Source organism: Plantibacter sp. H53 (assembly GCF_001650455.1).
GTDB classification, from domain to species: Bacteria; Actinomycetota; Actinomycetes; order Actinomycetales; family Microbacteriaceae; genus Plantibacter; species Plantibacter flavus_A.
Genome location: NZ_LWCT01000046.1, coordinates 49,970 through 75,422, shown reverse-complemented (window position 1 = coordinate 75,422; position 25,453 = coordinate 49,970). Strand labels below are relative to the sequence as shown.

The following is a 25,453-nucleotide window of genomic DNA, read 5'->3' as shown; positions in this document are numbered from 1 at the left end:
TGTTCCGATATTCTCAGACACTCATCTGAACCAATCGTCTTGACGTAGGAGATCGTTCGCCGTGCCCAAAATTCTGATCGTCGGTGGTGGTTACGCCGGGTTCTACACCGCATGGAAGCTCGAGAAGCAGCTTCGTCGTGGTGAGGCCGAAGTCACCATGGTCGACCCGCTGCCCTACATGACCTACCAGCCCTTCCTGCCGGAGGTCGCCGCCGGTTCCATCGAGCCGCGTCACGCGGTCGTCTCGCCGCGTCGTCACCTGAAGCACACCAACGTGATCACCGCCAAGGTCACGGGCATCAACCACGCCGAGAAGAAGGCGACCATCACGCCTGAGGTCGGTGAGCCCTGGGAGGTCGACTACGACATCATCGTCGTCACCGCCGGAGCCGTCTCCCGTACCTTCCCGATCCCCGGTGTCGCCGACACCGCGATCGGGCTCAAGACCATCGAAGAGGCCGTCGCGATCCGCGACCGCGTGCTCTCCAACTTCGACAAGGCCGCGAACCTGCCGGCGGGTCCCGAGCGCGACCGCCTCCTGACCTTCACGGTCGTCGGTGGCGGCTTCGCCGGTATCGAGGTCTTCGCCGAGCTGCGTTCGTTTGCGAGCTCGCTGCTGAAGTTCTACCCGCAGCTGTCCTTCGAGGACACGCACTTCCACCTCATCGAGGCCATGGGTCGAATCATGCCCGAGGTCAAGATCGAGACGAGCCACTGGGTCCTCAAGAACCTGGCCGAGCGCGGCGCGCTCGTGCACCTCGACACGCAGCTGCAGTCGGCTGTCGACGGCAAGATCGAGCTCTCGACCGGTGAGTCGTTCGAGTCCGACCTCATCGTCTGGACCGCCGGTGTCATGGCGAACCCGGGCGTCGTCCGCGGTGGCGACCTCCCCGTCGAGGAGCGCGGTCGCATCAAGACCCGCGCCGACCTCCGTGTCGGCACCGACGACGACATCGTCGAGGGCGCCTGGGCGGCCGGCGACGTCTCCGCCGTCCCCGACCTCAGCGGTGGTGGCGTCGGCGGCTTCTGCGTGCCGAACGCTCAGCACGCCGTCCGTCAGGGCAAGCTCCTCGCGAAGAACATCACCGCGGTCCTCCGTGGCGAGGAGCCGAAGAACTACTTCCACAAGAACATGGGTGCGGTCGCCGGTCTCGGCATCGGCGTCGGTGTCTTCCAGTCCGGCAACCTCGCGATCAAGGGCCTCCCGGCCTGGTTCGCTCACCGTGGGTACCACGGGCTGGCCATGCCGAGCTTCGAGCGCAAGTTCCGCGTGTTCGGTGGCTGGTGGAACAACTTCTGGCTCGGACGCGACATCGTCTCCCTGTCGGCAGTGCAGAACCCGCGTGAGGCCTTCGAGACCTTCGCATCGCGCCCGAAGCCCCCGGCAGACGCTGCGGCCCCCGCAGCAGCTCCGGCGGCTCCCGCAGCGGCTGAGAAGCCCGCTCGCAAGGCTCCCGTGAAGCGCAAGCCGAAGGCCGCCCCGGCCGGGGCCGCAGCGCCCGCCGCCGAGGCACCTGCTGCAGAGGCTCCTGCCGGCACCGGCGCCCCCACCGGTGCCGACGACGAGCAGGCCTACGCGACGCCCGCTGAGGAAGTCAGCGCGAACAAGTAGTCCGGTCCGGAGCCCAGCTCCGTTCCTCGAGAGGCGCATGTCATCCGGTCCGCCGGGGCATGCGCCTCTCGGCGTTCGGCGCCTCGATACGATGAGGTGCACGCCCCCGTAGCCCAACTGGCAGAGGCAGGCGACTTAAAATCGCCGCAGTGTGGGTTCGAACCCCACCGGGGGTACCACTTTGCCTCCTCGACCCAAGCCGCCCCCACCGTGTCGGCCCGTTTCCTGATGGGATGCACGGGTCGTGGGCTGTGCGAGCGGGTCACCGCCGAGTTCGGCCGGCCGGCGCGGCCATCGCGGACACCGGGAGGTGCCCCGCGGCGAGGACTACCGCCGCGACGGCGATCCACGGGTTGCTCAGCCACGCTGCGGCACAGAAGAACACCACGACCGGGAAGACTGCCATCGGAATCGGCACCCACCACCAGCGCTGGTACAGCATGGTCCCGTCGCGACCGCCGAGCAGATACCGACCCCACAGCGTGTAGTACCCCGCCAACGCGACGAGCGCCGGGATCGCCCACCCCCACATGGGAACTCCCGGTGCGGTGATGGCCGGGACCACCAGGCACGACGCTTGACCTGCACGTTCGAGCCAGATCAGCGGACGAGGTGCCCGCGTGGCGGGGATGGGGACGGTCGGTGGGAACCGCAACAGCAAGAGGTTCGGTGCCAGGACCGCGAGTCCGACGATCAGACCCCACAAGGAAAACCCCATGCTCGGAGGATAGCTCCGACCGCGCTCGCCGCTCGTCGAGCGCTTCGCCGACTCCGAGGGCCCATGGCGACGACCGAGCGGCGTTCAGAGCAACGACGACAGCCGCGCCTTCCGTCGGTTCTCCCGGATGATCCACGCGACATCGGGGTGCCGCTCGTCGAGCTCGCGGAACGCGGGAAGGCCCGTTCCGGGTCGGGCAGCCACCGCGACGCTCCAGCAGTACCCGAGTGCCTGTCGGAGCGTTCTGGCGTCGTGCTGTCGGTTTCGTTCTGGCGGCAACGCGGCCAGGAACGCTGTCGTCATCTGGCACACCTCGATGGCCACCGCTGCGACAGCCGGGTCGTGGAGCAGTCGCGGCTCACAAATCCCTGCGACGGCAGCGCGTTGCACGAGCGGCGACGCGTCTGCAGCCCATCTGCGAGCGACGTCCGTGAGCGCTGCTGCGTTCCTGTCTCCGAGATGTTGCAGACCGATGGCCACCCCTTCGCGGACCCGCCAGCGGGCGTCTGCGGCCAGCTCGCGGGCGACGCCCTCGGGCCCGGACCGTTCGGCACGGCTCCCGAGGACGGCGGCAGCGCACATGGCCTGGTATTCACCGCCGTCAGCGAGGAGCATGCGGGCATCGGCCTCATCCGCCTGGGCGAGCAGCGCCTCCAGGAGACTGAGGTTCGCTCGTGGACCGGGTAGCCCCGAGTGCTCACCGAGGAGCTGGGGCCACGCACTGCGAGGGACGTTTCGCAACGTCGCGTCCCACTTCGTCGCATCCTCCATGACGTGAGCATATGGTGCCTCGAGTCTCCGTCGCACCGCCGTTCCCATGGAAGGATGGACGCATGGCTACCCGCACGATCACGACGCTCGTCGACGACCTCGACGGTTCCGACATCCCTCGCGGGCTGGGGGAGACGGTCCGGTTCGGCATCGACGGCGAGAACTACGAGATCGACCTGACCGACGACAACGCGGCGGCACTGCGCGAGACGCTTGCGTCGTACGTCGAGGCCGCACGACCCGTCATCGCGTCGGCGTCGCTCCGCCGCCTGCACTGAGCTGACGCCCGCACAGCGCGCTGTACCCGTCTGCACGTTCGCCTCGATCCTGCAAGGGTCCCTGCCGGGCGAGGGAGCGCGACTAGCGTGCTCAGCATGAGTACTCCGAGCGACCACGACCACGCACTGAACGACGACGAGCAGACGAGCAAGGACCGCGCGTACAGCCCCTCCAGCGAGGCGGAGACGGCGGCCAAGCAGGACGACGGGCAGCCCGTCGTCCGCGATCCCGACATCGCCTCCGGCATGATCGATGTCGCCCCCGGCACCGGTGGTCCTGACGACAACGGCGACGTCGACGTCGACCCAGGCGAGCTCCACATCCCTCGCGATCCCGACAGCGCGCACTGAGACAACGATGCCTCGGGTGTTGACCCCTGAACGGGGTTCGCAAAACGGACGACGCGAACGCGACACGGCGGTGTTGCGTCACGCAAGGTGCCTCCCGTCCGCTACCTTCGAGGTGGGGGCGTCACCCGTGAGCCGGTCCCGGAAGCCGCAAGCTTCTTGGTCGACCGGTTGCTAGACGCCTCAAGTGAGGGCGAGGTATTCGGGTTACCTCGCCCTCACGCTTGCCCGCCGCATCTCCCGGCCCGACCGCACGTCCTCGACGGTAGGCTGAAACGATGCAGGAGATCACCCCCACCGAACTGAGCAAGCTCGAGCAGGCCGTCATCATCGACGTCCGCGAAGCCGATGAGGTTGCCGTCGCCAGCGTGCCCGGTGCCCGGCACCTGCCGATGTCGTCTTTCCTCGACCACCTCGACGAGGTACCCCGCGAAGAGACTGTGTACGTCATGTGCCACTCCGGTGGCCGCAGCGCCCGCGTCACGGGCTACCTCGAGCAGCAGGGCTACGACGCCGTGAACGTCACCGGAGGCATCTCCGAGTGGGCTGCGAGCGGCCTGCCGGTCGAGCGTCCCGCCGACGCCGGCTGAGGCCTGACGGGCCGACCGACCGTCGAGCGTTCGGCCGTCGGTCAGCGCGCGTCGATCAGCGGCCGGAGGTGACGGTTCCAGGCCCAGGTCCCGGCTCCGACCGCCGCGAACGCGAGTGAACCGAGCAGGAGTCCGACGAGCGTGTCGCCCGCACCCGGAACCGTCGCCGTCGGGCCCAGGAGTCCGAACAGCAGGGTGAAGCCCACGAACGCGCTGCCGAGCCACGCCGGCTTCGACCAGGCGAGGATGGCGCGTCCACCGAGTGGCCCGAGGGGGAGGAGCGCGATCGACGCGGATCCGATCCCTGCGATCGCGGTCAGGTTCACCGCCTCGACCAGCATCGCGCCGACACCACCGTTCGGCTCGCCGGCCAAGGTCGAACCGAGCCAGGCGATCGAACCGAGCCCGGCGGCCGCAGCGATCCGGGCCAGCGCGAGGCGACCCGCGATGCGTGGCGTGATGGCATCGGAATCGGCCTCCACCGAGGCTGTCGAACCGACGTCATGCGTTTCAGGTCTCCGGGTCGGGCGGAGTTCGGTCAGCAACGAGAAGAGGAGAGCCGGCTGGAGGGCCAGCAGGCGTGAGAGCGCGGTGACGATGCCGACCGTCACCAGTCCGCCGACACGGACACTGACGCGCATCGACCCCAGACCGGCTCGGCGGGCGACGACGAGCTGCGCGAGGAGGCCCACGACGTTGATCGCGACCACGGCGACGAGCGAGGCGAACCACAGCCGGAGATACGCCGGCTGACCGCTCACGGGGTGCGCGAACATGAGGATGCCTGCCGCGAGCACGGCGGTGACGACGGCCAGCACCGTGCGACTCGGGAGCGGGACCGACGGGACCCGCTCGAACTGGTCCCTCGGTCGATTGCGCCCGGTCACTGCTGCACGACGACGGTCGGCGATCGTGGCGCGCCAGGGGGCGATGGAGGTCGCGAGGAGTCGGGCCGGGATCGCGATGAGCGCCACTGCCGCGAGGGCGAGGAGGGCGGCGAGCCACCACACCGGCTGGCCGCGGCCGTCGATCGTGGAGGCGAGGGTCTGCGTGAACGGCGTCGTCCCCGACCAGAGGCCGCCACCACCGGTGGGCGGGGCGGCACCGGGTGCCGGTTCGCCGCTCGGCGACGGGGTCGGCTGCTGCGTGCCCGGAGCGGGTGTCCCAGGCGCGGGCGCGGGCGCGGGCTCGGTGCCGTCGGACGGCGATGGGGAGGCGGACGGTGCCGGCGTGGCCGATGCATCGCCGAACGTCAGGGTGATCGCCCTGCTCGCCCCACTCGTGTTGCCGGCGGCATCCTGCTGGATCGCGAGGACGACGTGCGCGCCCGCCGGCACGCCACCGCCCGAGCAGCTCCAGGCGCCACCGGTGACGACCGCCGTGCAGACCGACGTCGAGTCGGCGAAGACCGTGACGGTCGCGCCTTCCTCGCCGGTGCCGGCGTAGCTGGCCGCCGAGATCGGCATCGCCTGCCCGGCCGTCGGTGAGGACATCACGGGCGGGGCCGGAGCGTCGCGGTCGACGGTGAGCACGACCGGGGCGGACGCGTCGGAGCGCTCACTGCCGCTGAACGACGCCTGCTGCGTCGCCGTCACGGAGAGGTCGCCGGACGGCAGCGGCTCGCCCAGCACGCAGAACCAACTTCCGGAGCTGTCCGCCGCGAAACTGCAGGTGGCGCCGGAGTCGGCACGGACCGTGACCGTCGCCCCGGGGTAGGCGGTGCCGCGGACGCCGCCGTTGCTCGGCGTCCCCGCGGTGATGGTGGGCGGGCCGAGCGCGGAAACGGAGATCTGCGCGGAGAGCGTCTCCGGACCGCCGACCTCGACGGCGGTGATGAGCAGTCCGCCGCCGTCGGGCAGGTCGATCGTGCAGGACCAGTCGGTGCCGTCGTCCTGCGGCAGGATGCAGACCGGCTCGAGACCGTCGCCGACCTGCAACTGGACCCCCGTGCCGGCGTCCTTCGTGCCGGTGACCGTGGTGCTGCCGCTGCCGATGAAGGAACCGGAATCGGGACTCGTGATGGTCGGCCCGTCGAGGGGCGGCGGAGTCGGCGTCGCCGCGCTCTCACTCGGGGTGGGGAGCGGCTCGGGCGTCGCTGACGCAGGGCCCGCGACGGTCGTCGTCCAGAGTCCGGCCGAGAGGAAGACGGCGAGAAGGATCGCGACGCGTCCGATCGAGCGATTCGATCGGACTCCTGTTCCTGCGCGCGCGTGTTCCCCGGTCACCGTCTCCATTCCCCCAAGATCACCGCGGGAAGTCAACCTCCCGCGCCAGATCGGGTCACATTCCAGGCCGATCCGCACGGAAAAACCGTCGCGACAGGTGCGCTCGGGCTGGCGGTCCGCCATACTGGCGCGACTGGGTCATCCGTCCCAGTCGAGTCGACCGCGATGGAGCGGCACGACCCGCAGGCGCCCCGGGAAGGGTTGCGATGCCGAGGATCTCCGTTGTCGACCGACGAGCCGAGCTGATCAGGGCCGCCCTCCGCGTCGTCGCAGCCGAGGGCGTCGCGGCCGCCACGACCCGGGCCATCGTGGCCGAGGCCGGGATGTCGCTCGCCAGCTTCCACTACGCCTTCGCCTCCCGCGACGAGCTCCTCGCCGAACTGGTCGCGCACGTCGTCGAGCATGAACGCGTCGTCCTCGACGTCGGCGAGCTGCTGACGGACAATGAGGCCAGTCATGAGCATCCGCCCACCCTCGAGGCCGTCGTCCGTGCCGGCCTCGAACGCTACGTCGACCTCCTCCGCGCCGATCCGGCTCGGGAGGCGGCGATGCAGGAGCTCAGCGCCTACGCGATGCGGACGCCGGGCCTCGAGCACCTCGCGCTCGAGCAGTACCGGCGGTACGAGGAGCTCGCGTGTGAGGCGCTCGCGCTCGCCGCAACGGTCAGCGGCAGCACCTGGACCCAGCCGGTCGACGAGATCGCGCGGACCGTCATCGCCTTCACCGACGGGCTGACACTCGGCTGGCTGGTGCGACGCGACGACGCCGAAGCCCGGCGACTCGTCGGGACGGTGGCGCACCTCGTCGCAACCCTCGCCGAACCGGGGCCGAGATGAGCGGCCTCGGCACCGCAGCAGTCGACCACTCGGCCGACCGACGGGTCACCGGGCGATGGGTCGCCGCCTTCGCGGTCGCCTGGCTGGGCGTCTGGATGGCCCAGCTCGCCCCGCTGCAGCTCCTCCTGCCCGCGCAGATCGACGCGACGCTCGCTCCCGAGCACTGGGTGGACAGCGTCGTCGCCTTCGGGGTCGTCGCCGGGGCGGCCGGACTCTGCTCGATCATCGTGTATCCGCTGACGGGCGCCCTGTCCGACCGCACGCGGTCGCGGTTCGGGAGACGCCGCCCGTGGATCGCAGGTGGTGCGCTCGTCTTCGCCCTGGGGCTCGTCCTCCTCGGCCTCCAGACCGGCATCATCGGCATCGGCGTCTGCTGGTGCCTCGCCATCATCGGCTTCTGCATCCTGGGAGCGGCGCTCACCGCGACCATCTCCGATCAGGTGCCCGTCGGACAGCGCGGCTTCGTCTCGGGTTGGATCTCCGCTCCGCAGGCCGTCGGGGTCATCCTCGGCATCGCCCTCCTGCTCCTGCTCGGCACCCGGATGGCCGTCGGGTACCTGGCACTCGCCGTCCTCCTCATCGTGCTCGTCGTACCGTTCCTCCGGCTGCCCGATCCACTCCCGACGGGTGACCGACCCGTGACGCTCACCGTTCACGCGCTCCTGGAGAGCCTCTGGATCTCACCGCGACGGCACCCCGACTTCGCCTGGACCATGCTCAGCCGCGTCCTCGTGAACCTCGGCAACGCCTTCAGCACCTCGCTGCTCTTCTACTTCCTGCTCTTCGGGCTGGGGGACGCCGACGCCGAGACCGACCTGCTGCTGGTCACGATCGTCTACACGGTGTTCGTCGTCGGGTCCTCGGTCCTGCTCGGCCGTCTGTCCGACCGCATCGGACGACGACGCGTCTTCGTCGTCGCGGCCTCCGCCTCACAGGCGCTCGCCGCACTCCTGCTCGCGATCTGGCCCTCACTGCCGATGGGGTTCGTCTCGGCGGCACTGATCGGGCTCGGCTACGGCTGTTTCATGTCGGTCGACCAGGCGTTGGCGACGCAGGTCCTGCCGGACCCGGCGTCGCACGGCAAGGACCTCGGCATCATGAACATCGCCCAGGCGGTGCCGCAGGCGGTCGCCCCGCTCATCGGCGCGTGCCTCGTCGCCTGGCTCGGCGGATTCGTCGGCCTCTACCTCGTCTCCGCGGCCTGCGCCGTCGCAGGGGCGGTCGCTGTCACCCGAGTACGAGGAGTGCGCTGATGACCATCGAACTGACCGCCGGCGGCCGGGTGTCCGAGCCGATGCCCTGGCTCGACCCGAGACGGTACTGGGGCGGTATCGAGCGGGCCGTCTCGGACGTCGACTCGCCCGTCGCCGTCCTGCATCTCGGAGCCCTCCGCCACAACACGCACGACATGCTCCGACGTGCTGCGGGGAAACCGATCCGCGTCGCCAGCAAGTCCATCCGCGTGCGAGCGGTGATCGACGCGCTCCTCAGACAACCCGGGTACGCCGGTGTGCTGGCCTACTCCCTGTCCGAGGCGCTCTGGTTGTCCGAGACGGTGGACGACATCGTGGTCGGTTACCCGACGGCGGAGCGCGGTGGCATCGCACGGCTGGCAGCCGACGAACGTGCGGCCTCGCGGGTCACCCTCATGATCGACTCCCTCGACCACCTCGACCTCGTCGACGCGGTGACACCCCCGGAGCGACGCGCGCGCATCCGCGTGTGCATCGAGCTCGACGCCTCCTTCCGTGCGCCCGCCCTCGGCCACGTCGGTGTCCGCCGCTCGCCCCTGCGCACGCCGGACGAGGTCCGGGCTCTCGCGGAGGCGGTCGCCGTTCGACCCGGCTTCAGCCTGGTCGGGATCATGGCCTATGAGGCGCAGATCGCCGGGCAGGGGGACGACCTCGCGGGGCGACCGGCGTGGTCGGCTGCGCTCCGCGCGATCCAGCGACGCTCGTGGGCCGAACTCCGGGAACGTCGTGCCGCCGTGGTCGAGGAGGTCCGAGCGGTCGCGGATCTGGAGTTCGTCAACGGCGGCGGGACGGGATCCCTGGAGCTGACCGCGTCCGACGACTCGGTGACCGAGATCGCGGCGGGGAGTGGCGTCTTCGGCGGACACCTCTTCGACCACTACCGGGCGTTCACGCCGGCACCGGCTGCGGCGTTCGGTCTGTCGGTCGTCCGGAAGCCGTCGCCGGAACTGGCGACGATCCTCGGCGGCGGATGGGTCGCCTCAGGTCCGCCGGGGCTCGACCGCCTCCCACTCATCGCGTGGCCGGAGGGCCTCGAGATGCTCCCGCGCGAGATGGCCGGCGAAGTGCAGACGCCGGTCGCCGGGGCTGCGGCGGCGTCGCTCAGGCTCGGCGACCGCGTCTGGTTGCGGCACACGAAGTCCGGGGAGCTCAGTGAACGGGTGGACGCCTTCCACGTGGTCGGGGACGACGGGGTGGAAGCCGTCCTACCGACGTACCGCGGCGAAGGGCAGGGGTTCGTCTGATGGGCAGGGCGTCGGCGTGGACGAACTGGGCGCGTACCGAGCGGGCGTGGCCCGTGCGGGTCGAGCGGCCCGACTCGGTCGGCGCGGTGCAGCGCCTCGTGCGTGCTGCAGCGGGAGCGGGCCTCCCGATCAAGGCGGTCGGAGCTGGACACAGCTTCACCGGGATCGCCGTGGCGCCCGGTGTGCTGCTCGGGCTCGACGCCCTGAGTGGACTGATCAGGGTCGATCGGGAACGCAGCCGGGTGACCCTCCGCGCCGGCACGCGCCTCCACGACATCCCGCGTCTCCTCGAACCGTTCGGTCTCGCCATGCCGAACCTCGGCGACATCGACCGTCAGTCCGTCGCCGGCGCGATCTCCACCGGCACGCACGGGACCGGGATGGCGTTCGGCGGCATCGCGACGCAGGTCGTCGGGGTGACGATGGTGACGGCGGACGGCGAGCTGCTGACGTCGGACGCCGAGCAGGAACCAGGGCTCCTCCCGGCGCTGGCGCTCGGGCTCGGGGCGCTCGGGATCCTCGTCGAGGTGACGCTGCAGTGCGTCCCGGCGTTCGTGCTGCACGCGGTGGAACGGCCGGAGTCGCTCGACGAGCTGCTGCCCGTGCTGCTCGACCGGGCCGCCGCCGTCGACCACTTCGAGTTCTACTGGTTCCCGCACACCGCGACCGCCCTGACCAAGACGAACCACCGGTTGCCGGGTGATGCGCCCACGCAGCCACTCCGTCCGGTCGCGAAGTGGATCGACGACACGCTCCTCGCCAACGGGGTCTACCGGGTCCTCTGCAACACGGGCGTCGTCGCGCCGGGCATCGTCCCGCGCGTGAACCGGCTCGCGGACCGCCTCGTCGGCGACCGAGAGTTCACCGATCGGTCGCCGCGGGTGTTCACCACGAGCCGCACGGTGCGGTTCGTGGAGATGGAGTACGCGGTGCCGCTCGAGCACCTCCCGACAGCGTTCGCCCGGATCCGCACGCTCATCGAGGAGCGGGGGTGGCGGATCTCCTTCCCCATCGAGGTCCGGGTCGCAGCGGCGGACGAGCTGTGGCTCTCCACCGCATCGAGACGCGCGACCGGATACGTCGCCGTGCATCGCTTCTTCCGCGAGGACCCGGGGGAGTACTTCCGCGCCGTCGAGGCGATCATGATCGAGCTGGGCGGTCGGCCCCACTGGGGCAAACTGCACGGCCGTGACGCATCGTCCCTGCGTGGCGCCTATCCTCGCTTCGACGAGTTCACCCGCCTCCGCGACCACCTCGACCCCGGCCGCCTGTTCGGGAACCGGTACCTCGCCCGCGTCCTCGGCGAGTGACAGCCGGCCGGGAGTCCGGTGCGTCCGCGCTGCACGCCTGCTGCGTGCTTCCTCCGAACTCCCCAAGGGCACCGGCGGGTCGCAGGTAGAATGGGCAGACCCGCTCTCCATCGACTCACAAGGAGCCCATCCTCATGGAATGGCTGATCCCAGTCCTCATCGTCGTCGCCCTGGTCGTCATCGTCGGCATCTACTTCTGGGTGACGTACAACTCGCTCGTGACGCTGAACGTGCGAGTCGAGGAGGCGTGGAGCGACATCACCGTCCAGCTGAAACGGCGCGCCGACCTGATCCCGAACCTCATCGAGGCGGTCAAGGGGTACGCGGCGCACGAGAAAGCGGTGTTCGAGAACGTGACGAAGGCTCGTGCCGAAACGCTCACCGCCCAGGGACCGGCGGCCGTGAGTGAGGCCGAGACCCACATGCAGCAGGCGCTGAAGAGCATCTTCGCCGTCGCGGAGGCCTACCCGCAGCTCCAGGCGAGCCAGAACTTCCTCCAGCTCCAGTCCGAGATCGTCGACACCGAGGACAAGATCCAAGCCTCGCGCCGCTTCTACAACGGCGGTGTCCGGGAGCTGAACACCAAGGTCAAGGTGTTCCCGAACAACCTGTTCGCCAAGGGTCTCGGGTTCTCGGAGCACGACTTCTTCGAGGTCACCGACAACGCGGCGATCGCCGAACCGCCGCGCGTCCAGTTCTGACGTGCGGTAGCGCAGTCCCATGTACCGCGCCATCGCCAGGAACAAGCTCAACACGGTCCTGATCTTCGTCGTCTTCCTGGTCATCATCGGCGGCCTCGGTTGGCTCGCGGGGTATCTCTACCAGAACCTGACGATCACGATCGTGGTCCTCGTCGTGGCCGTCGTGTACGCGGTGATCCAGTACTTCTTCGCGGGGCGGCAAGCCATCGCGATGACCGGAGCGCAGCGCATCGAGCTGGCCGACAACCCGAGGCTGTACCGCATCGTCGAGAACCTCGCGATCACGACCGGGACACCGATGCCCGAGGTGTACCTCATCGCCGACCCGGCACCCAACGCGTTCGCGACGGGTCGCGACCCCCAGCACGCGATGGTGGCCGCGACGACCGGCCTCCTCGAGATCCTCAACGACGCCGAGCTGGAGGGGGTCATGGCCCACGAGCTCGGTCACGTCCGCAACTACGACATCCGCGTGTCCATGGTCGTCTTCGGCCTCGTCGTCGCGATCGGGTTCCTTTCCGACATGCTCCTCCGGATGACGATCTGGGGAGGCGGCAACCGGAACAACAACAACGGCGGCAACCCCGTGATGCTCATCATCGGCATCGTGGCGATGCTCGTGGCGCCGCTGCTCGCGACGCTCGTCCAGCTGTCCATCTCGCGGCAGCGTGAGTACCTCGCCGACGCGACGGGGGCCCTCACGACCCGTCATCCGGAAGCGCTCGCGAGCGCGCTGGGGAAGCTCGCCGCGTACGGCCGACCGATGGCGAAGCAGAACTCGTCCATGGCGCACCTCTGGATCTCCGACCCGTTGAGGCCCGGCGCGGTCGCCCGCCTGTTCAGCACCCACCCGCCGCTCGTCGAGCGGATCAAGCGCCTGAGCACCATCGGCGACGGTTTCTAGGCGAGGACATCCCGGCCCCGGACACACGAATGGGGCGGCACCCGGAGGTGCCGCCCCATTCGGCGTTCAGGCGAGAACCGTTACTCGGTCTGCTCGTCGGAGTCGAACGTCACCGTGACCTTGTCGTCGGCGTCGATCGTGATCTTGCCGGGGAAGTTCAGGTACGTGTCCCACACCTGCTGACCAGCCACGGCGCTGCCGTACCAGGAGGCGTCGAACGAGCCGTCGATGCGGCCGTCCGAGGTGTAGAAGTACGAACCGCTCTCATCGACCTCGACGGTCGGGGGAGAGGTGAGCGTCCAGGTCACCGGGCCGACACTCGTGAACTGCTTCTGCTGCCAGTCCGGCATGACGCCGCAGCTGGTGTCGAGCGTGGTGACGTCGAGGCACTTCTCGATCATCGCGACGACCTGCTTCGTGACCTCGGTCGTGAGCGCCTCGGTGGCGGTCACGTCGATGTCGATGAAGGCTGAGCCCTCACCGGCCGTGTACGACGTGAGGGTGACGGTCTGCGCGTCGCCCTGCAGGAACTTGCTCTCCGGCGGAGCGATCGTGTAGACCGCCGGGTAGGCGAAGAGGCTCTCGTCGGACGCGCCGTCGAAGTTGACGCCGTTGACGCTGAACGCCGTGCCACCGAGACCGGTGTAGACGTTGATGCTGCCGACGAGGGAGCTGGCGAGCTTCCACTGGTCGAAGAACAGGAACTGCTTGCCTTCGCTCTCGAGCGTGACCGAGTCCTCGTACTTCTTGCCGGCGAGTTCGTACGTGACCTGCACGCGTGCCTCGCCGTTGCGGTTGTAGACCCGGCCGACCTCGGGGTTCTTGATGCGCTCGTCGGCGCCCTTGAGGACCTCGTTGGTGAGCAGTGCGGTCGGCTTGACGGGTTCGGGGGCTGCCGCTTCGGCGTCGGGATCAGCCGACGCGGAGGGGTCCGGCGTGGCTTCGGGCTCTGCAGACTCGTCGTCGGTGCTGCCGACGATCGACGGGTCCGGCGCGACGAGGCTCGTCGCGAGCTTCGCGTCTCCGGCGGCGATGGCCTTGAGGTATTCCTCGACCTTCGCCTGCGGGCCGAACGCCGTGGTGTTCAGCACACCGATGGTGATGGCGGCTGCAGCGATGAGCACGAGTGCGCCACCGGCGATCGACGACCACAGGATGATCCGCTTCTTCTGCTTCGGGTCCATCGGCTGCTTCGGAGCGCCGGTCGCGTACGGGTTCTGCGCCGTCGCGTACTGGCCGTTGGGCTGCTGGCCCTGCTGGTACGGGTTCTGCGCGCCGGTCTGCTGTCCGGTCTGCTGACCGTAGGGAGCCGGGGGTGCCTGGTTCGGAGTCTGCTGCTGTCCGGACTGGTACGGGTTCTGCTGACCCTGCTGGTACGGGTTCGGGGTCTGCTGCTGGCCCGACTGGTACGGGTTCGGGGTCTGCTGCTGGCCCGACTGGTACGGGTTCGGCGTCTGCTGCTGTCCGGACTCGTACGGGTTGGGCTGCTCCTGACCCTGCTGGTACGAGGGCTGCTGGTCGCCCTGGGACGGCTGGTGCTGCTGCTCGCCCGGGTTCGGCGGGCCTGGTTGCTGTGGTGTGGTGTCGTCGTTGCTCATGGGCGGGTTCCCCTCGTTTCGGACCATGAAGGTGCCCGCCAATCCTATAGTTGTTGTGTATCTCCTGAGAGTGATTGTGCAGGCTGAGCATGGGGACTAGTGCCCATGTCCGGCGTGAGTGGGAGGAGCCGGGTGCCGACGGCATGCGCCAACGGTGCCGCCAGCGTCCCGCGGTCGACGACGACCACCGCGTCGAGTCCCTGCCAGCGGGCCGTCTGCTCGAGGAGCTCCGCGAGGCATCCCGCGACCGCGTCGTCGGCGACGGGACGCAGCCCCCTGACGACGGCATCCTGGTGTCCACGCTCGAACCAGGCGGACTGGACCCGCAGGACCCCGGCCTGGCGGTCGCTCTTCAGGTCGACGCGCGCGACGATCTCGCCGTCGATGAGGACCGGGAGCACGTAGTAGCCGTAGACCCGCTTGGGCTCCGGCGTGTAGATCTCGATCCGGTAGTGGAGCCCGAACATGCGGAGGGCACGCTCGCGGAACCAGACGACCGGGTCGAACGGGCTGAGCAGCGCGGCCCCCTCGATCCGCCGCGGCCGTCGGGCGTCGCGGTGCAACCATGCCTCCTGCGGCCCGCCGCGTCGCTCCCAGCCGGCCACGGTCACGGGTTCGAGGACACCGGCGTCCACCAGCTCGCCGACCGCCCGGCGGACCGCGGTCTGCGGCTTGATCCGGAAGTAGTCCGCGAGGTCGGCGACGGTCGCGACGCCGTGCGCTGCGGCGGCCTGCTCGACGAGCGCACGGATCGCATCGACCCGGTCGACGTCGAGGTCGAGGAGGTGCTGCGGGAGCACCTGCTCGGCCAGTGCGTACCGGCGTTCGAACCGGTCGCGACCGGCAGTGACCACTTCGCCGTAGAGGAACAGGACCTCCAAGGCCCGCTTCACATCGGACCATCCCCACCAGGGTCCGCGTCGGACGTTCGCGTCGTGTTCGATCTCGCTCGCCTTCAGTGGCCCCTCGACGCGGAGGAGTGCTCGCACCCAGTCCAACATCTCCGTGTTCTGGCTCGCCCAGGTGGTCTCGTCGCCGGCATGCTTCGCGCGGTGCGCGTCCATCCGCCACCGGAACAGCGGCCACGAGTCGCGGGGGATGAAGGCCGCCTCATGCGCCCAGTACTCGAGGTAGGGCGCGTCGGCTCCGAGCGTCAAGCGATCGAGCAGTGTCTTGTCGTACCCGCCGAGCCTCGCGAACAGCGGCAGGTAGTGACTGCGCTCGAACACGTTGACGGAGTCGATCTGCAGGAGCCCCAGCCGGTCGATCGTCGAGCGCAGGGTGCGGGTACCCGCCGGGGTCGTGCGCTGCGGGGCGCCGAGTCCCTGCGCGCCGAGTGCGATCCGTCGGGCGAGGGCGGGGGAGAGGGAAGCGGACACGGCCCGACGCTAGCACCGGCGTCGGACACCCGCCGTGCACTGCGGAGGCGCCGCCGCCCACCGGTGTCCGCATGCGCTCACCGGCATGTGCCAGCCCTACACTTGAGCAATGGCGGACGACACTCCGAAGACCTGGTGGGGACGCTTCCTCCCCGAAGCGGCCTCGCCCGTGCGCGAACCGGACCTGAGCGGATCGAGCAGCGTCCCGCTCGGCATGCGCGTGGCCGCAGCATGGTCCTGGCGGATCCTGCTGGTGGCCGCGGTCGTCGCGCTGCTCGTCTTCCTCGTCGTGCAGCTCCGCCTCATCGTCATCCCGCTCCTCATCGCCGTCCTCGTCTCCGCGCTGCTGAAGCCTCTCGTCGACGTCCTGGTGCGTCACCGCTGGCCGAAGGGCCTCGCCATCGCACTCGCGATGGTCGGCACGCTCTCCGTGGTGAGCGGACTGATCTTCCTCGCCATCTCGCAGATCACTTCGCAGTTCGCCTCCGTACAGGCCCGCACCATGACCGCCTACGGCGATTTCAAGGCCTTCCTGCTCGCCAGCCCGTTGCACGTGACCGAGACGCAGCTCAACGACTTCATCGCCCAGGCGTTCGACTCGCTCCAGCAGGACAGCCAGGTCCTGCTCTCAGGCGCCCTGTCGATCGGTTCGACGCTCGGCCATGTCGCGACGGGCGTCTTCCTGACGCTCTTCTGTCTGCTGTTCATGCTCATCGACGGTCGGACGATCTGGCGTTGGACGGTGCGCGTCTTCCCGCAGCGGGCACGCCCCGCCGTCGACAGCGCCGGTCGCGCAGGATGGCGGACGCTCGGCAACTACGTCCGCACGCAGATCCTCGTGGCCTCGATCGATGCGGTCGGTATCGGACTCGGCGCGTTCTTCCTCGGCGTCCCGCTCGCGATCCCGGTCGCCGTGCTCGTGTTCCTCGGCTCGTTCGTGCCGATCGTCGGTGCCGTCGTGACCGGAGCCGTGGCCGTCTTCCTCGCGCTCGTCTACAACGGTCCGGTCATCGCGCTGCTCATGCTCGGTGTCGTGCTCCTCGTCCAGCAGCTCGAGGGGCATGTCCTGCAGCCGCTCATCATGGGTACGGCCGTCAAGGTTCACCCACTCGCCGTCGTCCTCGCCGTCGCGGGCGGCACGCTCGTCGCCGGCATCCCCGGCGCCCTGTTCGCGGTGCCCGTGGTGGCCGTGATCAACGTGATGGTCCACACCATCGCCAGCGGCACGTGGCGGACCGGCGGCAGTGCGCCGCCGGAACCGGGTACCGACGGCGCCATCTGGCAGACCGTCCCGAGCCCCAGGCGAATCCGTCCGGGCTCCCGCTCGTCCCACGAGCCGCAGGATCGCCCAGGCGATCAGGAGCCCCAGCACCCCAGCGAAGACCTCCGAGAGACCTCGTCCCCAGAAAGTCCAGGACCCCGCACACCATGACCGATACAACGACCACCACACCCGTGTTCCCCGGCCCGTCGCTCGCCGCGTTCGAGCGAGCCAGGGACACCCTCGTCGGCACCGTCCAGCGCACGCCGATGGAGAGTTCCCGCTACCTCGCCGACGTCCTCGGCGTGCCCGTGCATCTCAAGTGCGAGAACCTCCAGCGCACCGGCTCCTACAAGATCCGCGGCGCGTACAACCGCATGTCGAGCCTCACCCCCGAGGAGCGGGCGCGCGGCGTCGTCGCCGCCTCGGCGGGCAACCACGCGCAGGGCGTCGCCTTCGCCGCCCGCGAGCTCGGCATCACCGCGACCATCTTCATGCCCGTCGGCGTCCCGCTCCCGAAGCTCGCCGCCACGCGCGACTACGGTGCGCACGTCATCCTGCGCGGCCACACGGTGGCGGAACCGCTGATCGCCGCCGCCGAGTTCGCCGCGGAGACCGGTGCCATCCTCATCCCGCCGTTCGACCACCCGGACGTCATCACCGGGCAGGGCACGCTCGGTCTCGAGATCCTCGAGGAGGTCCCCGACGTCGAGACGGTCATCGTGCCGATCGGCGGCGGCGGGCTCATCTCGGGTGTCGCGGGGGTCATGAAGCAGCGCGCGGCCCTCGAAGGACGCACCATCCGGGTGATCGGCGTCCAGGCGGCGAACGCGGCCGCGTACCCGGTGTCGCTGGAAGCCGGAACCCCGACGACCATCGCCGTGCAGCCGACCATCGCCGACGGCATCGCCGTGGCCCGTCCCGGTGAGCTCAACTTCGAGATGATCAGCGCGCTCGTCGACGAGGTCGTCACCGTCAGCGAGGACGACCTTGCCCGGGCCATCGTGGTCCTCCTCGAGCGCGCCAAGCTCGTCGTCGAACCTGCCGGAGCCGCCGGTGTCGCGGCGATCCTGGCCGGGAAGATCGAGCCGACCGGCACGACGGTCACCATCCTCTCCGGCGGCAACATCGACCCCCTCCTGCTGCAGCGGGTCGTCAGTCACGGACTCGCGGCCTCTGACCGCTACCTGACCCTGCGCATCCCACTGCCCGACCGGCCGGGCCAGCTCGCACGGACGGCGGAGCTCGTCGCGCAGGCCAATGCGAACGTCATCGAGGTGCTGCACACCCGACACGGACACGGCCTGCAGATCAGCGACGTCGAACTCGAGCTCAGCATCGAGACGCGCGGTCCCGACCACCGCGACCTCGTCGTGCAGACGCTCCGCGAGGCGGGGTACGACCCGCAGATCGTCGACGACTGATCCGACTGCCGGAACGCAGCAGGGCCCCGCCGTGTCGGCGGGGCCCTGCTGCGTCTGGTCGGTCGCGAACGACGCGACCTGCCGGATCAGGAACCGGTGTAGGTCTCCACCGCGCTGATCGACACCGTGATCTCCTTGCCGTTCGGCGCCTCGTAGGTGGTCTTGTCGCCGATCTTCAGACCGAGGATGGCGGCACCGAGCGGGCTGCCTTCGCTGTAGACGTCGAGGTCGGTGTTGCCCGCGATCTCGCGGCTGCCGAGCAGGAACCGCTCCTCGCCGCCCGCGACGACCGCCGTGATGACGGTGCCGGACTCCACGACACCGGTGGACTGCGGTGCCTCGCTCACCTTGGCGTCGCGCAACATCTGCGTGAGCGTCCGGATGCGGGCCTCCTGCTTGCCCTGCTCGTCCTTCGCGGCGTGGTAGCCGCCGTTCTCCTTGAGGTCGCCCTCTTCGCGAGCCGCTTCGATGCGCTTGGCGATCTCCTCGCGGCCCGTTGTGCTGAGGCGTTCGAGTTCCGCCTGCAGTCGGTCGAAGGCCTGCTGGGTGAGGAACGTCTCCTGGATCTGCTCGGACACGATGGAACTCCTTTGCATGGTGGGTCCGCACATGACGGCCGAAACGCCCGTCATATGCCAGACGCCCCGGCGGAATGCCGGGGCGTATGAAGTACTGTCTTCGAGTATCGCACGATCGGCGCGGGAGTGTGGCTCGCGCGCCGACGCCCTCGCTGGTCAGGAGCGGTGCTCGACCACCCAGCAGGTGTCGACGACGCCGGTGTTGCTGAGCTCCGTGGTGCGGACGCTCTCCGTGAAGGTGCGGGTGCGCTGCTCGGACGGCGGCAGCTCGACGACCTTCCATCCGACGACCGCGAACTGCTCGTTGAGTGCCTGGACCGAGCAGGCCATGGGGGTGTCCTGCGGACCGGTGACCTCGAAGGACACGCTGACCATCGTGTCGTCGACGATCTCGTGCGCCGTGTTGCGCGACTCGATGCTCGGCCGACTGCCGTCGAGACCGGCCCACACGACCCACGCGATGAAGACGACGGCGAACGCTGCGGCGGCCAGCCAGATCAGGCGGCGGTCACGGGCACGGTTGCCAGGGGTGCGTCCGTAGCGCGCCGCGATGGCGTCCTGGGGGCCGGCATCCTGCAAGGGAGAGGTCACGTCACGGGCTCCGGTTCGAACGGTTAAGCTGGACCAGGAGTGCGAGACGCCTCGAGGTCGACACCTCAAGCGTATTGCCTCTTCCTGGATGCGGAGTCCCGACCGCGTCGTCACGTCACGAGTCGCGAAGCGGTCCCCTCGCGCAGACCAGCCGGAAGGCGGAGCACCATGACCATGAGACTGCTCGCCGTGCACGCGCACCCCGACGACGAGTCGAGCAAGGGGGCGGCGACCCTCGCGCACTACCGGAGCCTCGGCGCCGAGGTCATGGTCGTCAGTTGCACGGGTGGTGAACGCGGCGACCTCCAGAACCCCGGACTCGCCGACGTCGCGATGATCGAGCGCGACCTCCCCGGGTACCGTCGCCTCGAGATGGCCGCGGCGCAGGAGATCCTCGACATCGAGCACCGGTGGCTCGGCTATCAGGACAGCGGGATGGCCCGCGACGACGGTACGGTCCCACCCGCGAGCTTCGCCGACATCCCCCTCGAGGTCTCGACCGGTGTGCTCGTGCGCATCGTCCGCTCCTTCCGACCGCAGGTCATCATCACCTACGACGAGAACGGGGGCTACCCGCACCCGGACCACATCCGGTGCCATGAGGTGAGCGTCGCCGCGTTCGAAGCGGCGGCCGATCCCACGCGCTATCCCGAAGCGGGCGACCCCTGGCGCGTCGACAAGCTGTACTACGACCGCTCGTTCAGCCCCGCCCGGCTCGAGGCCGTGTACGCCTACCTGCTGGAGCACCACCCCGACGACCCGGCGGTCGAGCGACTGGCCGAGATGCGGGAGTGGATGGCCGGCCGGCCCGATCTCGCGACGACGCACGTGCCCGTCGGCGACTTCTTCGAGGCTCGCGACGCCGCGCTCCGGGCGCACGGCAGCCAGGTGCCGCCGGACTCACCGTTCTTCTTCTGGCCCAACGACGTCCTCCGTGCCGCATGGCCGTTCGAGGACTACCAACTGGTCACGTCGCACGTCGCGTCGACCACTCCAGAGTCGGAGCTGTTCGACGGCATCGACACCAGCGAAGGAACCGCATGATGCACCACCTGTTCACCGAGGTCCTGTTGGCGGTCACGCCGTCGCCGTCGCCCTCGCCGGCGTTCGACGAGAACCAGGTGACGCCGGGACCGTGGGGCTTCGTGATCACCTTCGCCATCGCCGGCATCGTCGTCTTCCTCGTCATCGACATGGTGCGTCGCGTGCGCCGGGTCAACTACCGCGCGGAGATCGACGAGCGGCTCCAAGCCGAGGTCGCCGAGCGGGCAGCCGCGGACCGCGCGGGGAGCGACACCGGTGACGCGGCCCCCGCAGGCGTCGAAGACGACCCTCGCCCGCCGTCGGACCGGTCGGCCCGCTGACACCACCACCGCGACGCCTCGCCGCGCGCCGGGCCACGGGTCGTCAGCGGTTGTAGACCGGGGCGATCGCGATCAGCAGGATCCCGGTCCAGTGGCAGAGGAACGCGAGCACCGTGCACAGGTGGAAGAGCTCGTGGAACCCGAACCGCCCCGGCCAGGGGTTCGGTCGCTTCATCGCGTACATGACCGCGCCGACCGTGTAGAACAGGCCACCGGCGGCGACGAGCACCATCGTGGCGAAGTTGCCGCGGGCGATGTCGCCGAGGTAGGCGACCGCACCCCACCCGAGTGCCAGGTAGAGCGGGACGTAGAGCCACCGTGGGGCGTTGATCCAGAACACGCGGAAACCGATGCCGAGGAGCGCGCCGCCCCAGACGAGCACGAGCAGGAGGTTGCCCTGCGCCGGTGGTAGCGCGAGCACGGCGAGCGGCGTGTAGGTGCCGGCGATCAACAGGAAGATGTTGGCGTGGTCGATCCGCTTGAGGAGGAGCTTGACCGAGGGTCGCCAGGAGAACCGGTGGTAGAGCGCCGAGTTCCCGAAGAGCAGCATCGAGGTGAGCACGAACACCGTCGAACTCCACTTCGCGGCCGCACCCTGTGCGAGCACGACGAGGACGATGCCGGCGACGATCGAGATGGGGAAGATCCCGGCGTGCAGCCATCCGCGCCAGGTCGGTTTGACCTCCTCCGGTGCGGCGGCATCGTCGGCGGCGACCTCGAGCAACGGCAGCTTCGGCAGCTCGGGATCTCCACTCGTCATGGGTCCAGGATACGGGGTGGCACGGAACCCGTACTGGGAGCGATGCAGGAAACTGCACTAGCGTTGCAGGGTGATGACGAGGCATTCCGCACCGGTGGACGGCTTCCTGTACGGCGTCTACGCACGGCGCCTCCGGAAGGCGCTCACTCCGCAGACGCTGCCGCACCATGTCGCGATGATCATCGACGGCAACCGGCGGTGGGCCAAGCAGCTCGGGTACGACACCGCGGCGCACGGCCACCGGGCCGGTGCGGCGAAGATGCGCGAGTTCCTGACCTGGTGCGACGACCTCGGCATCGGCGTCGTCACCCTGTACCTGCTGTCGAGCGACAACCTGGTGAACCGCGCACCGGACGAGCTGGACGACCTCGTCGACATCATCGCCGACCTCGCCGAGGGGCTGTCGCACTACCGTGACTGGCGCGTGAAGCACGTCGGTTCGAGCGACGGGCTCCCGGAGTCGCTGCGCACGGCGTTGACGAGTGCCGAGGAGCGCACGGCCGACCGTGCTGGCATGCACATCAACCTCGCGGTCGGCTACGGCGGTCGCACCGAGATCGTGGACGCGATGCGCGCGATCGTCGCCAAGCACCACCTCGAGGGTCGGAGCCTGGAAGACCTCGCGGCGCTGCTCACCCCCGACCTCATCGGTGAGCACCTCTACACGGGAGGCCAGCCCGACCCCGACCTCGTCATCCGCACCAGCGGCGAACAGCGGATGAGCGACTTCATGCTCTGGCAGAGCGCCCATAGCGAGTTCTACTTCGTCGAGGCGCTCGGGCCCGACCTCCGTGAGGTCGACTTCCTCCGCGCCCTCCGCGACTTCTCCAGGCGGCAGCGGCGGTTCGGCGGATGAGCCGGTCCACGCCCGCCTCGGAGCCGGACGAGCCGGAGACGGCGTCCCGGTTGGAGACCTTCCAAGCAGGATTCCGTGAGGTCGACGGCTATCTCAACTACGGCAGTGTCGGTCCGTTGGCCGCGTCCGTCGTCCTCGAGGCCGCACGCTGGAACGACCTGCTCGCGAGTGCGGCGCCCGGAACGCTCGGCGCGGTCGACGGGCAAGACGAACGGATGCGGACCGCCGTCGGGACGCTCACCGGGTTCCGCGCCGACCAGGTCGTCGCCCAGCCCAACACCTCGCAGGGCCTCATGCACGCGATGTTCGGCCTGAGCGGCACGGTCCTGCTCTCCCGCCTGGAATACCCCACGCTGCCGCTCGCCGCGGAGCGGGCCGCCGAGCACCGGCACGTGCTCACGCCGAGATGGCTTGAGACGCGACGCGGACACGTGACGGCCGAGAGCGTGCGCGAACAGCTCGACGACACCGTCACCGCCGTGGCCGTGAGCCTCGTCGACTACCGCACCGGATACGTCTGCGACCTCGAAGCCGTCCGCGAGGTGATCGGCGGCCGCCTCCTGATCGTCGACGCCATCCAGGGCTTCGGCGTGGTCGACGCCCCCTACGCCGTCGCCGACGTGGTCGCCTCGGGCGGGCAGAAGTGGATGCGCGCAGGCTGGGGCACCGGATTCCTCGCCCTGAGCGACCGCGCCGTCGAGCGGCTCGAGCCGGTCTTCTCGGGCGTGACCGCCACCGACGAGGCCTGGCCGTTCAGCGCGACCCCGGCACCGAGCCGATCCGTGCGCGCATACTCGATCACCAGGCCCGACCCGCTCGCGGCGGCGCGGTTCGCCGCGTCGCTGGAAGACACGGTCGCCGTCGGGACCGCGACGGTGCACGCCGCGATCGCCGAGCTCACGGCCGAGGTGATCGAGCTCGCGGACGAGTTCGGTGTCGCGGTGGTCTCCTCGCGAGACGAGCACGATCGCGCGGGCATCGTCGTCCTGGAGCCGGAGGAGTCCGTCCTCGACACGTTGTGGACCTCGCTCGAGAACCACGGCGTCACCGCGACGATCCGCGCCGGGGCCGTGCGGCTCAGCGTGCATGCCGGTACCAGTCGGCAGACGCTGGACCGACTGCGCGGTGCGCTGCTCTCGTTCGCGACGGCCGCGAGCTACTGAGCCGCCGTCCGACCACCGGCGGTCCAGGAGACGGCCCCATCTGTTCACCTCCCCGTAACAGGACACGGGGCGTGTCGTCGCATCGATGTCGGTGGCCGGACGTACGTTCATCTCATCGGGCATGGAGCCCGGTCGAGACGGCCACACAAGTTCGGCTCGAAACCCTGCAGGCGGCCGTTTCGCACAGTGATCCGAGCATCAGATGCTCGGGGTGGGAGTGGTTGTGGCCTCGCGAGAAATCCAGAACACGTCAGCCGGCATCGAGACGCGGGATGCGTCGACGAGACCGAGCCGACGACCTGCCGACCACACGGTGAGCGGGGGAGATCAGGCGCAGGCCGAGATCACCTACGTGCTCGACACCTCCGTGCTGCTGTCGGACCCCAAGGCGCTCTTCCGGTTCGCCGAGCACGCCGTCGTCATCCCGGTCGTCGTCATCAGCGAGCTCGAGGGCAAGCGCAACGACCCCGAGATCGGCTACTTCGCACGTCAAGCACTCCGCATCCTCGACGAGCTCCGCATCGAGCACGAACGCCTCGACTTCCCGATCCCGGTCGGTGACGGCGGATCCTTGCGGGTCGAACTCAACCACTCGAGCATGGCCTCGCTGCCGTCCGGTCTCCAGCTCGGCGACAACGACTCGCGCATCCTCGCGGTCGCGCTGAACCTGGCGAACGACGGACTGGCGGTCACGGTGGTGTCCAAGGACCTGCCGCTGCGCGTCAAGGCGGCCTCCATCGGTCTCCAGGCGGAGGAGTACCGGGCGGAACTCGCGGTCGACTCCGGCTGGACGGGCATGTCCGAGATCACCCTCGGCTCCGAGGACATGAGCACGCTGTGGGAGCGCGAGGAGGGGACGACGCCGATCATCGAGGACCTGCCGATCAACACGGGCCTCGTGATCCACTCCGACCGGGGATCCGCACTCGGGCGGGTCACGGGCAAGCGCAGCTACAAGCTCGTCCGCGGCGACCGCGACGTCTTCGGTCTGCACGGACGCTCGGCCGAGCAGCGGCTCGCGATCGACCTCCTGCTCGACCCCGAGATCGGGATCCTCTCGCTGGGAGGTCGAGCCGGGACGGGGAAGTCCGCGCTCGCCCTCTGCGCGGGTCTGGAGGCCGTCCTCGAGCGACAGGCGCACAAGAAGATCATGGTGTTCCGGCCGCTGTACGCGGTCGGCGGCCAGGAGCTCGGGTACCTGCCCGGCGACCAGGGCGAGAAGATGAACCCCTGGGGACAGGCGATCTTCGACACGCTCGGCGCGGTCGTCTCGCAGAACGTGCTCGACGAGGTGGTGGAGCGGGGCATCCTCGAGGTGCTGCCGCTGACGCACATCCGAGGCCGTTCGCTCCACGACGCCTTCGTGATCGTCGATGAGGCGCAGTCGCTCGAACGCAACGTGCTCCTCACGGTCCTCAGCCGGATCGGGCAGAACTCGCGGGTCGTCCTCACGCACGACGTCGCCCAGCGCGACAACCTGCGCGTCGGCCGCCACGACGGCGTCGCCTCGGTGATCGAGACGCTCAAGGGGCACCCGCTGTTCGCGCACGTCACGCTGACGCGCTCGGAGCGCTCGGCCATCGCGGCACTCGTGACCGAGATGCTCGAAGGGAACGAGCTGGCCTAGCGGCCGTCGGCGGAGCGGGCCAGCGAGGCTCGCTCCGCCGCCTCCGGCCGCCTGTGGAGAAC

The 25,453-nt window shown here is 69.5% G+C and carries 25 protein-coding genes and 1 tRNA gene; 18 read left to right on the top strand and 8 right to left on the bottom strand.

Going from position 1 to position 25,453, the window contains the following annotated elements; genetic code table 11:
* Nucleotides 1–61 precede the first annotated feature (61 nt).
* A complete protein-coding gene (locus tag A4X17_RS14975; protein ID WP_082916206.1) occupies nt 62–1,612 on the top strand; it encodes an NAD(P)/FAD-dependent oxidoreductase in 1,551 nt (516 codons plus the stop codon).
* A 102-nt stretch (nt 1,613–1,714) separates the two neighbouring features.
* Nucleotides 1,715–1,791, top strand: a tRNA-Leu gene (locus tag A4X17_RS14970).
* Nucleotides 1,792–1,874: 83 nt separating this feature from the next.
* Here the strand turns inward: A4X17_RS14970 and A4X17_RS14965 are convergent.
* On the bottom strand, nt 1,875–2,330 hold the full coding sequence (locus A4X17_RS14965) for a hypothetical protein (protein ID WP_064296466.1): 456 nt from the start codon (nt 2,328–2,330) through the stop codon (nt 1,875–1,877).
* Nucleotides 2,331–2,414: 84 nt separating this feature from the next.
* Nucleotides 2,415–3,101, bottom strand: coding sequence for a hypothetical protein (locus tag A4X17_RS14960; RefSeq protein ID WP_064296465.1), 687 nt, complete (start codon nt 3,099–3,101; stop codon nt 2,415–2,417).
* A 62-nt stretch (nt 3,102–3,163) separates the two neighbouring features.
* Here A4X17_RS14960 and A4X17_RS14955 point away from each other — a divergent pair, with 62 nt between their 5' ends.
* The 3 genes from A4X17_RS14955 to A4X17_RS14945 all read left to right on the top strand — a co-directional run bounded on the left by A4X17_RS14955 (nt 3,164) and on the right by A4X17_RS14945 (nt 4,317).
* Nucleotides 3,164–3,379 carry an Lsr2 family protein gene (locus A4X17_RS14955; RefSeq protein WP_064296464.1) on the top strand — a complete coding sequence of 72 codons (216 nt, stop codon included), beginning with the start codon at nt 3,164–3,166 and terminating at the stop codon, nt 3,377–3,379.
* A gap of 96 nt (nt 3,380–3,475) precedes the next feature.
* On the top strand, nt 3,476–3,730 hold the full coding sequence (locus A4X17_RS14950; RefSeq protein ID WP_064296578.1) for a hypothetical protein: 255 nt from the start codon (nt 3,476–3,478) through the stop codon (nt 3,728–3,730).
* A gap of 275 nt (nt 3,731–4,005) precedes the next feature.
* On the top strand, nt 4,006–4,317 hold the full coding sequence (locus A4X17_RS14945; protein ID WP_064296463.1) for a rhodanese-like domain-containing protein: 312 nt from the start codon (nt 4,006–4,008) through the stop codon (nt 4,315–4,317).
* Nucleotides 4,318–4,358: 41 nt separating this feature from the next.
* Here A4X17_RS14945 and A4X17_RS14940 read toward each other — a convergent pair whose 3' ends face one another.
* Nucleotides 4,359–6,542, bottom strand: coding sequence for a hypothetical protein (locus A4X17_RS14940; RefSeq protein ID WP_197479101.1), 2,184 nt, complete (start codon nt 6,540–6,542; stop codon nt 4,359–4,361).
* Between the two features lie 206 nt (nt 6,543–6,748).
* Between A4X17_RS14940 and A4X17_RS14935 the strand changes: the two genes are divergently transcribed.
* From A4X17_RS14935 to A4X17_RS14910, 6 genes are all read left to right on the top strand, one after another.
* Entirely contained in the window at nt 6,749–7,378 is a 630-nt protein-coding gene (locus A4X17_RS14935; RefSeq protein WP_064296461.1) for a TetR/AcrR family transcriptional regulator, read from the top strand.
* Nucleotides 7,375–8,631: an MFS transporter gene (locus tag A4X17_RS14930; protein WP_064296460.1), complete on the top strand. Its 1,257-nt coding sequence runs from the start codon at nt 7,375–7,377 to the stop codon at nt 8,629–8,631. The genes A4X17_RS14935 and A4X17_RS14930 overlap by 4 nt, the downstream gene beginning before the upstream one ends.
* Nucleotides 8,631–9,875 carry an alanine racemase gene (locus A4X17_RS14925; RefSeq protein WP_064296459.1) on the top strand — a complete coding sequence of 415 codons (1,245 nt, stop codon included), beginning with the start codon at nt 8,631–8,633 and terminating at the stop codon, nt 9,873–9,875. Before A4X17_RS14930 ends, A4X17_RS14925 begins: the two co-directional genes overlap by 1 nt.
* Nucleotides 9,875–11,185 carry a D-arabinono-1,4-lactone oxidase gene (locus tag A4X17_RS14920; protein ID WP_064296458.1) on the top strand — a complete coding sequence of 437 codons (1,311 nt, stop codon included), beginning with the start codon at nt 9,875–9,877 and terminating at the stop codon, nt 11,183–11,185. Before A4X17_RS14925 ends, A4X17_RS14920 begins: the two co-directional genes overlap by 1 nt.
* A 134-nt stretch (nt 11,186–11,319) precedes the next feature.
* On the top strand, nt 11,320–11,886 hold the full coding sequence (locus A4X17_RS14915; RefSeq protein WP_064296457.1) for a LemA family protein: 567 nt from the start codon (nt 11,320–11,322) through the stop codon (nt 11,884–11,886).
* Between the two features lie 19 nt (nt 11,887–11,905).
* A complete protein-coding gene (locus A4X17_RS14910) occupies nt 11,906–12,790 on the top strand; it encodes a M48 family metallopeptidase (protein ID WP_064296456.1) in 885 nt (294 codons plus the stop codon).
* Between the two features lie 80 nt (nt 12,791–12,870).
* On the opposite strand, the gene A4X17_RS14905 is transcribed toward A4X17_RS14910, so the two are convergent.
* The gene (locus A4X17_RS14905) at nt 12,871–14,388 is read right to left on the bottom strand and encodes a hypothetical protein (RefSeq protein ID WP_064296455.1); all 1,518 of its coding nucleotides are present in this window, start codon (nt 14,386–14,388) and stop codon (nt 12,871–12,873) included.
* Between the two features lie 44 nt (nt 14,389–14,432).
* Nucleotides 14,433–15,767: a winged helix-turn-helix domain-containing protein gene (locus tag A4X17_RS14900; protein ID WP_064296454.1), complete on the bottom strand. Its 1,335-nt coding sequence runs from the start codon at nt 15,765–15,767 to the stop codon at nt 14,433–14,435.
* 109 nt (nt 15,768–15,876) lie between these two features.
* Between A4X17_RS14900 and A4X17_RS14895 the strand changes: the two genes are divergently transcribed.
* Nucleotides 15,877–17,199, top strand: coding sequence for an AI-2E family transporter (locus tag A4X17_RS14895; protein WP_064296453.1), 1,323 nt, complete (start codon nt 15,877–15,879; stop codon nt 17,197–17,199).
* Nucleotides 17,196–18,452, top strand: a complete 1,257-nt coding sequence (gene ilvA / locus A4X17_RS14890) for a threonine ammonia-lyase (RefSeq protein WP_064296452.1) — start codon at nt 17,196–17,198, stop codon at nt 18,450–18,452. The genes A4X17_RS14895 and ilvA overlap by 4 nt, the downstream gene beginning before the upstream one ends.
* Before the next feature lie 86 nt (nt 18,453–18,538).
* Here the strand turns inward: ilvA and greA are convergent, their stop codons facing one another.
* Together greA and A4X17_RS19540 are read right to left on the bottom strand one after the other, a co-directional pair.
* On the bottom strand, nt 18,539–19,030 hold the full coding sequence (gene greA / locus A4X17_RS14885) for a transcription elongation factor GreA (protein WP_231884407.1): 492 nt from the start codon (nt 19,028–19,030) through the stop codon (nt 18,539–18,541).
* A 156-nt stretch (nt 19,031–19,186) separates the two neighbouring features.
* On the bottom strand, nt 19,187–19,621 hold the full coding sequence (locus tag A4X17_RS19540) for a DUF4307 domain-containing protein (protein WP_158596544.1): 435 nt from the start codon (nt 19,619–19,621) through the stop codon (nt 19,187–19,189).
* Nucleotides 19,622–19,789: 168 nt separating this feature from the next.
* Between A4X17_RS19540 and mca the strand changes: the two genes are divergently transcribed.
* Together mca and A4X17_RS14870 are read left to right on the top strand one after the other, a co-directional pair.
* Entirely contained in the window at nt 19,790–20,665 is an 876-nt protein-coding gene (mca, locus tag A4X17_RS14875; protein WP_064296449.1) for a mycothiol conjugate amidase Mca, read from the top strand.
* The gene (locus A4X17_RS14870) at nt 20,662–20,985 is read left to right on the top strand and encodes a hypothetical protein (protein WP_079002042.1); all 324 of its coding nucleotides are present in this window, start codon (nt 20,662–20,664) and stop codon (nt 20,983–20,985) included. Before mca ends, A4X17_RS14870 begins: the two co-directional genes overlap by 4 nt.
* 43 nt (nt 20,986–21,028) lie before the next feature.
* Here the strand turns inward: A4X17_RS14870 and A4X17_RS14865 are convergent, their stop codons facing one another.
* Entirely contained in the window at nt 21,029–21,745 is a 717-nt protein-coding gene (locus A4X17_RS14865) for a hemolysin III family protein (protein ID WP_064296448.1), read from the bottom strand.
* A 73-nt stretch (nt 21,746–21,818) separates the two neighbouring features.
* Here A4X17_RS14865 and A4X17_RS14860 point away from each other — a divergent pair, with 73 nt between their 5' ends.
* From A4X17_RS14860 to A4X17_RS14850, 3 genes are all read left to right on the top strand, one after another.
* Entirely contained in the window at nt 21,819–22,601 is a 783-nt protein-coding gene (locus A4X17_RS14860; RefSeq protein ID WP_064296447.1) for an isoprenyl transferase, read from the top strand.
* The gene (locus tag A4X17_RS14855; RefSeq protein WP_064296446.1) at nt 22,598–23,764 is read left to right on the top strand and encodes an aminotransferase class V-fold PLP-dependent enzyme; all 1,167 of its coding nucleotides are present in this window, start codon (nt 22,598–22,600) and stop codon (nt 23,762–23,764) included. Before A4X17_RS14860 ends, A4X17_RS14855 begins: the two co-directional genes overlap by 4 nt.
* 202 nt (nt 23,765–23,966) lie before the next feature.
* Nucleotides 23,967–25,391, top strand: a complete 1,425-nt coding sequence (locus tag A4X17_RS14850) for a PhoH family protein (RefSeq protein WP_082916204.1) — start codon at nt 23,967–23,969, stop codon at nt 25,389–25,391.
* Nucleotides 25,392–25,453: the final 62 nt, after the last annotated feature.

Excerpts from the sequence above, each read along its gene's own strand:
- ilvA (WP_064296452.1), top strand. The coding sequence starts at position 17,196 with ATGACCGATACAACGACCACCACACCCGTGTTCCCCGGCCCGTCGCTC.
- A4X17_RS14935 (WP_064296461.1), top strand. The coding sequence starts at position 6,749 with ATGCCGAGGATCTCCGTTGTCGACCGACGAGCCGAGCTGATCAGGGCC.
- A4X17_RS14925 (WP_064296459.1), top strand. The coding sequence starts at position 8,631 with ATGACCATCGAACTGACCGCCGGCGGCCGGGTGTCCGAGCCGATGCCC.
- A4X17_RS14955 (WP_064296464.1), top strand. The coding sequence starts at position 3,164 with ATGGCTACCCGCACGATCACGACGCTCGTCGACGACCTCGACGGTTCC.
- A4X17_RS14905 (WP_064296455.1), bottom strand. The coding sequence starts at position 14,388 with ATGAGCAACGACGACACCACACCACAGCAACCAGGCCCGCCGAACCCG.
- A4X17_RS14860 (WP_064296447.1), top strand. The coding sequence starts at position 21,819 with ATGACGAGGCATTCCGCACCGGTGGACGGCTTCCTGTACGGCGTCTAC.
- A4X17_RS14965 (WP_064296466.1), bottom strand. The coding sequence starts at position 2,330 with ATGGGGTTTTCCTTGTGGGGTCTGATCGTCGGACTCGCGGTCCTGGCA.
- A4X17_RS14915 (WP_064296457.1), top strand. The coding sequence starts at position 11,320 with ATGGAATGGCTGATCCCAGTCCTCATCGTCGTCGCCCTGGTCGTCATC.
- A4X17_RS14855 (WP_064296446.1), top strand. The coding sequence starts at position 22,598 with ATGAGCCGGTCCACGCCCGCCTCGGAGCCGGACGAGCCGGAGACGGCG.
- mca (WP_064296449.1), top strand. The coding sequence starts at position 19,790 with ATGACCATGAGACTGCTCGCCGTGCACGCGCACCCCGACGACGAGTCG.
- A4X17_RS14945 (WP_064296463.1), top strand. The coding sequence starts at position 4,006 with ATGCAGGAGATCACCCCCACCGAACTGAGCAAGCTCGAGCAGGCCGTC.
- A4X17_RS14910 (WP_064296456.1), top strand. The coding sequence starts at position 11,906 with ATGTACCGCGCCATCGCCAGGAACAAGCTCAACACGGTCCTGATCTTC.
- A4X17_RS14950 (WP_064296578.1), top strand. The coding sequence starts at position 3,476 with ATGAGTACTCCGAGCGACCACGACCACGCACTGAACGACGACGAGCAG.
- A4X17_RS14865 (WP_064296448.1), bottom strand. The coding sequence starts at position 21,745 with ATGACGAGTGGAGATCCCGAGCTGCCGAAGCTGCCGTTGCTCGAGGTC.
- A4X17_RS14930 (WP_064296460.1), top strand. The coding sequence starts at position 7,375 with ATGAGCGGCCTCGGCACCGCAGCAGTCGACCACTCGGCCGACCGACGG.
- A4X17_RS14960 (WP_064296465.1), bottom strand. The coding sequence starts at position 3,101 with ATGGAGGATGCGACGAAGTGGGACGCGACGTTGCGAAACGTCCCTCGC.
- A4X17_RS14895 (WP_064296453.1), top strand. The coding sequence starts at position 15,877 with ATGGCGGACGACACTCCGAAGACCTGGTGGGGACGCTTCCTCCCCGAA.
- A4X17_RS14870 (WP_079002042.1), top strand. The coding sequence starts at position 20,662 with ATGATGCACCACCTGTTCACCGAGGTCCTGTTGGCGGTCACGCCGTCG.
- A4X17_RS14920 (WP_064296458.1), top strand. The coding sequence starts at position 9,875 with ATGGGCAGGGCGTCGGCGTGGACGAACTGGGCGCGTACCGAGCGGGCG.
- A4X17_RS14850 (WP_082916204.1), top strand. The coding sequence starts at position 23,967 with ATGCTCGGGGTGGGAGTGGTTGTGGCCTCGCGAGAAATCCAGAACACG.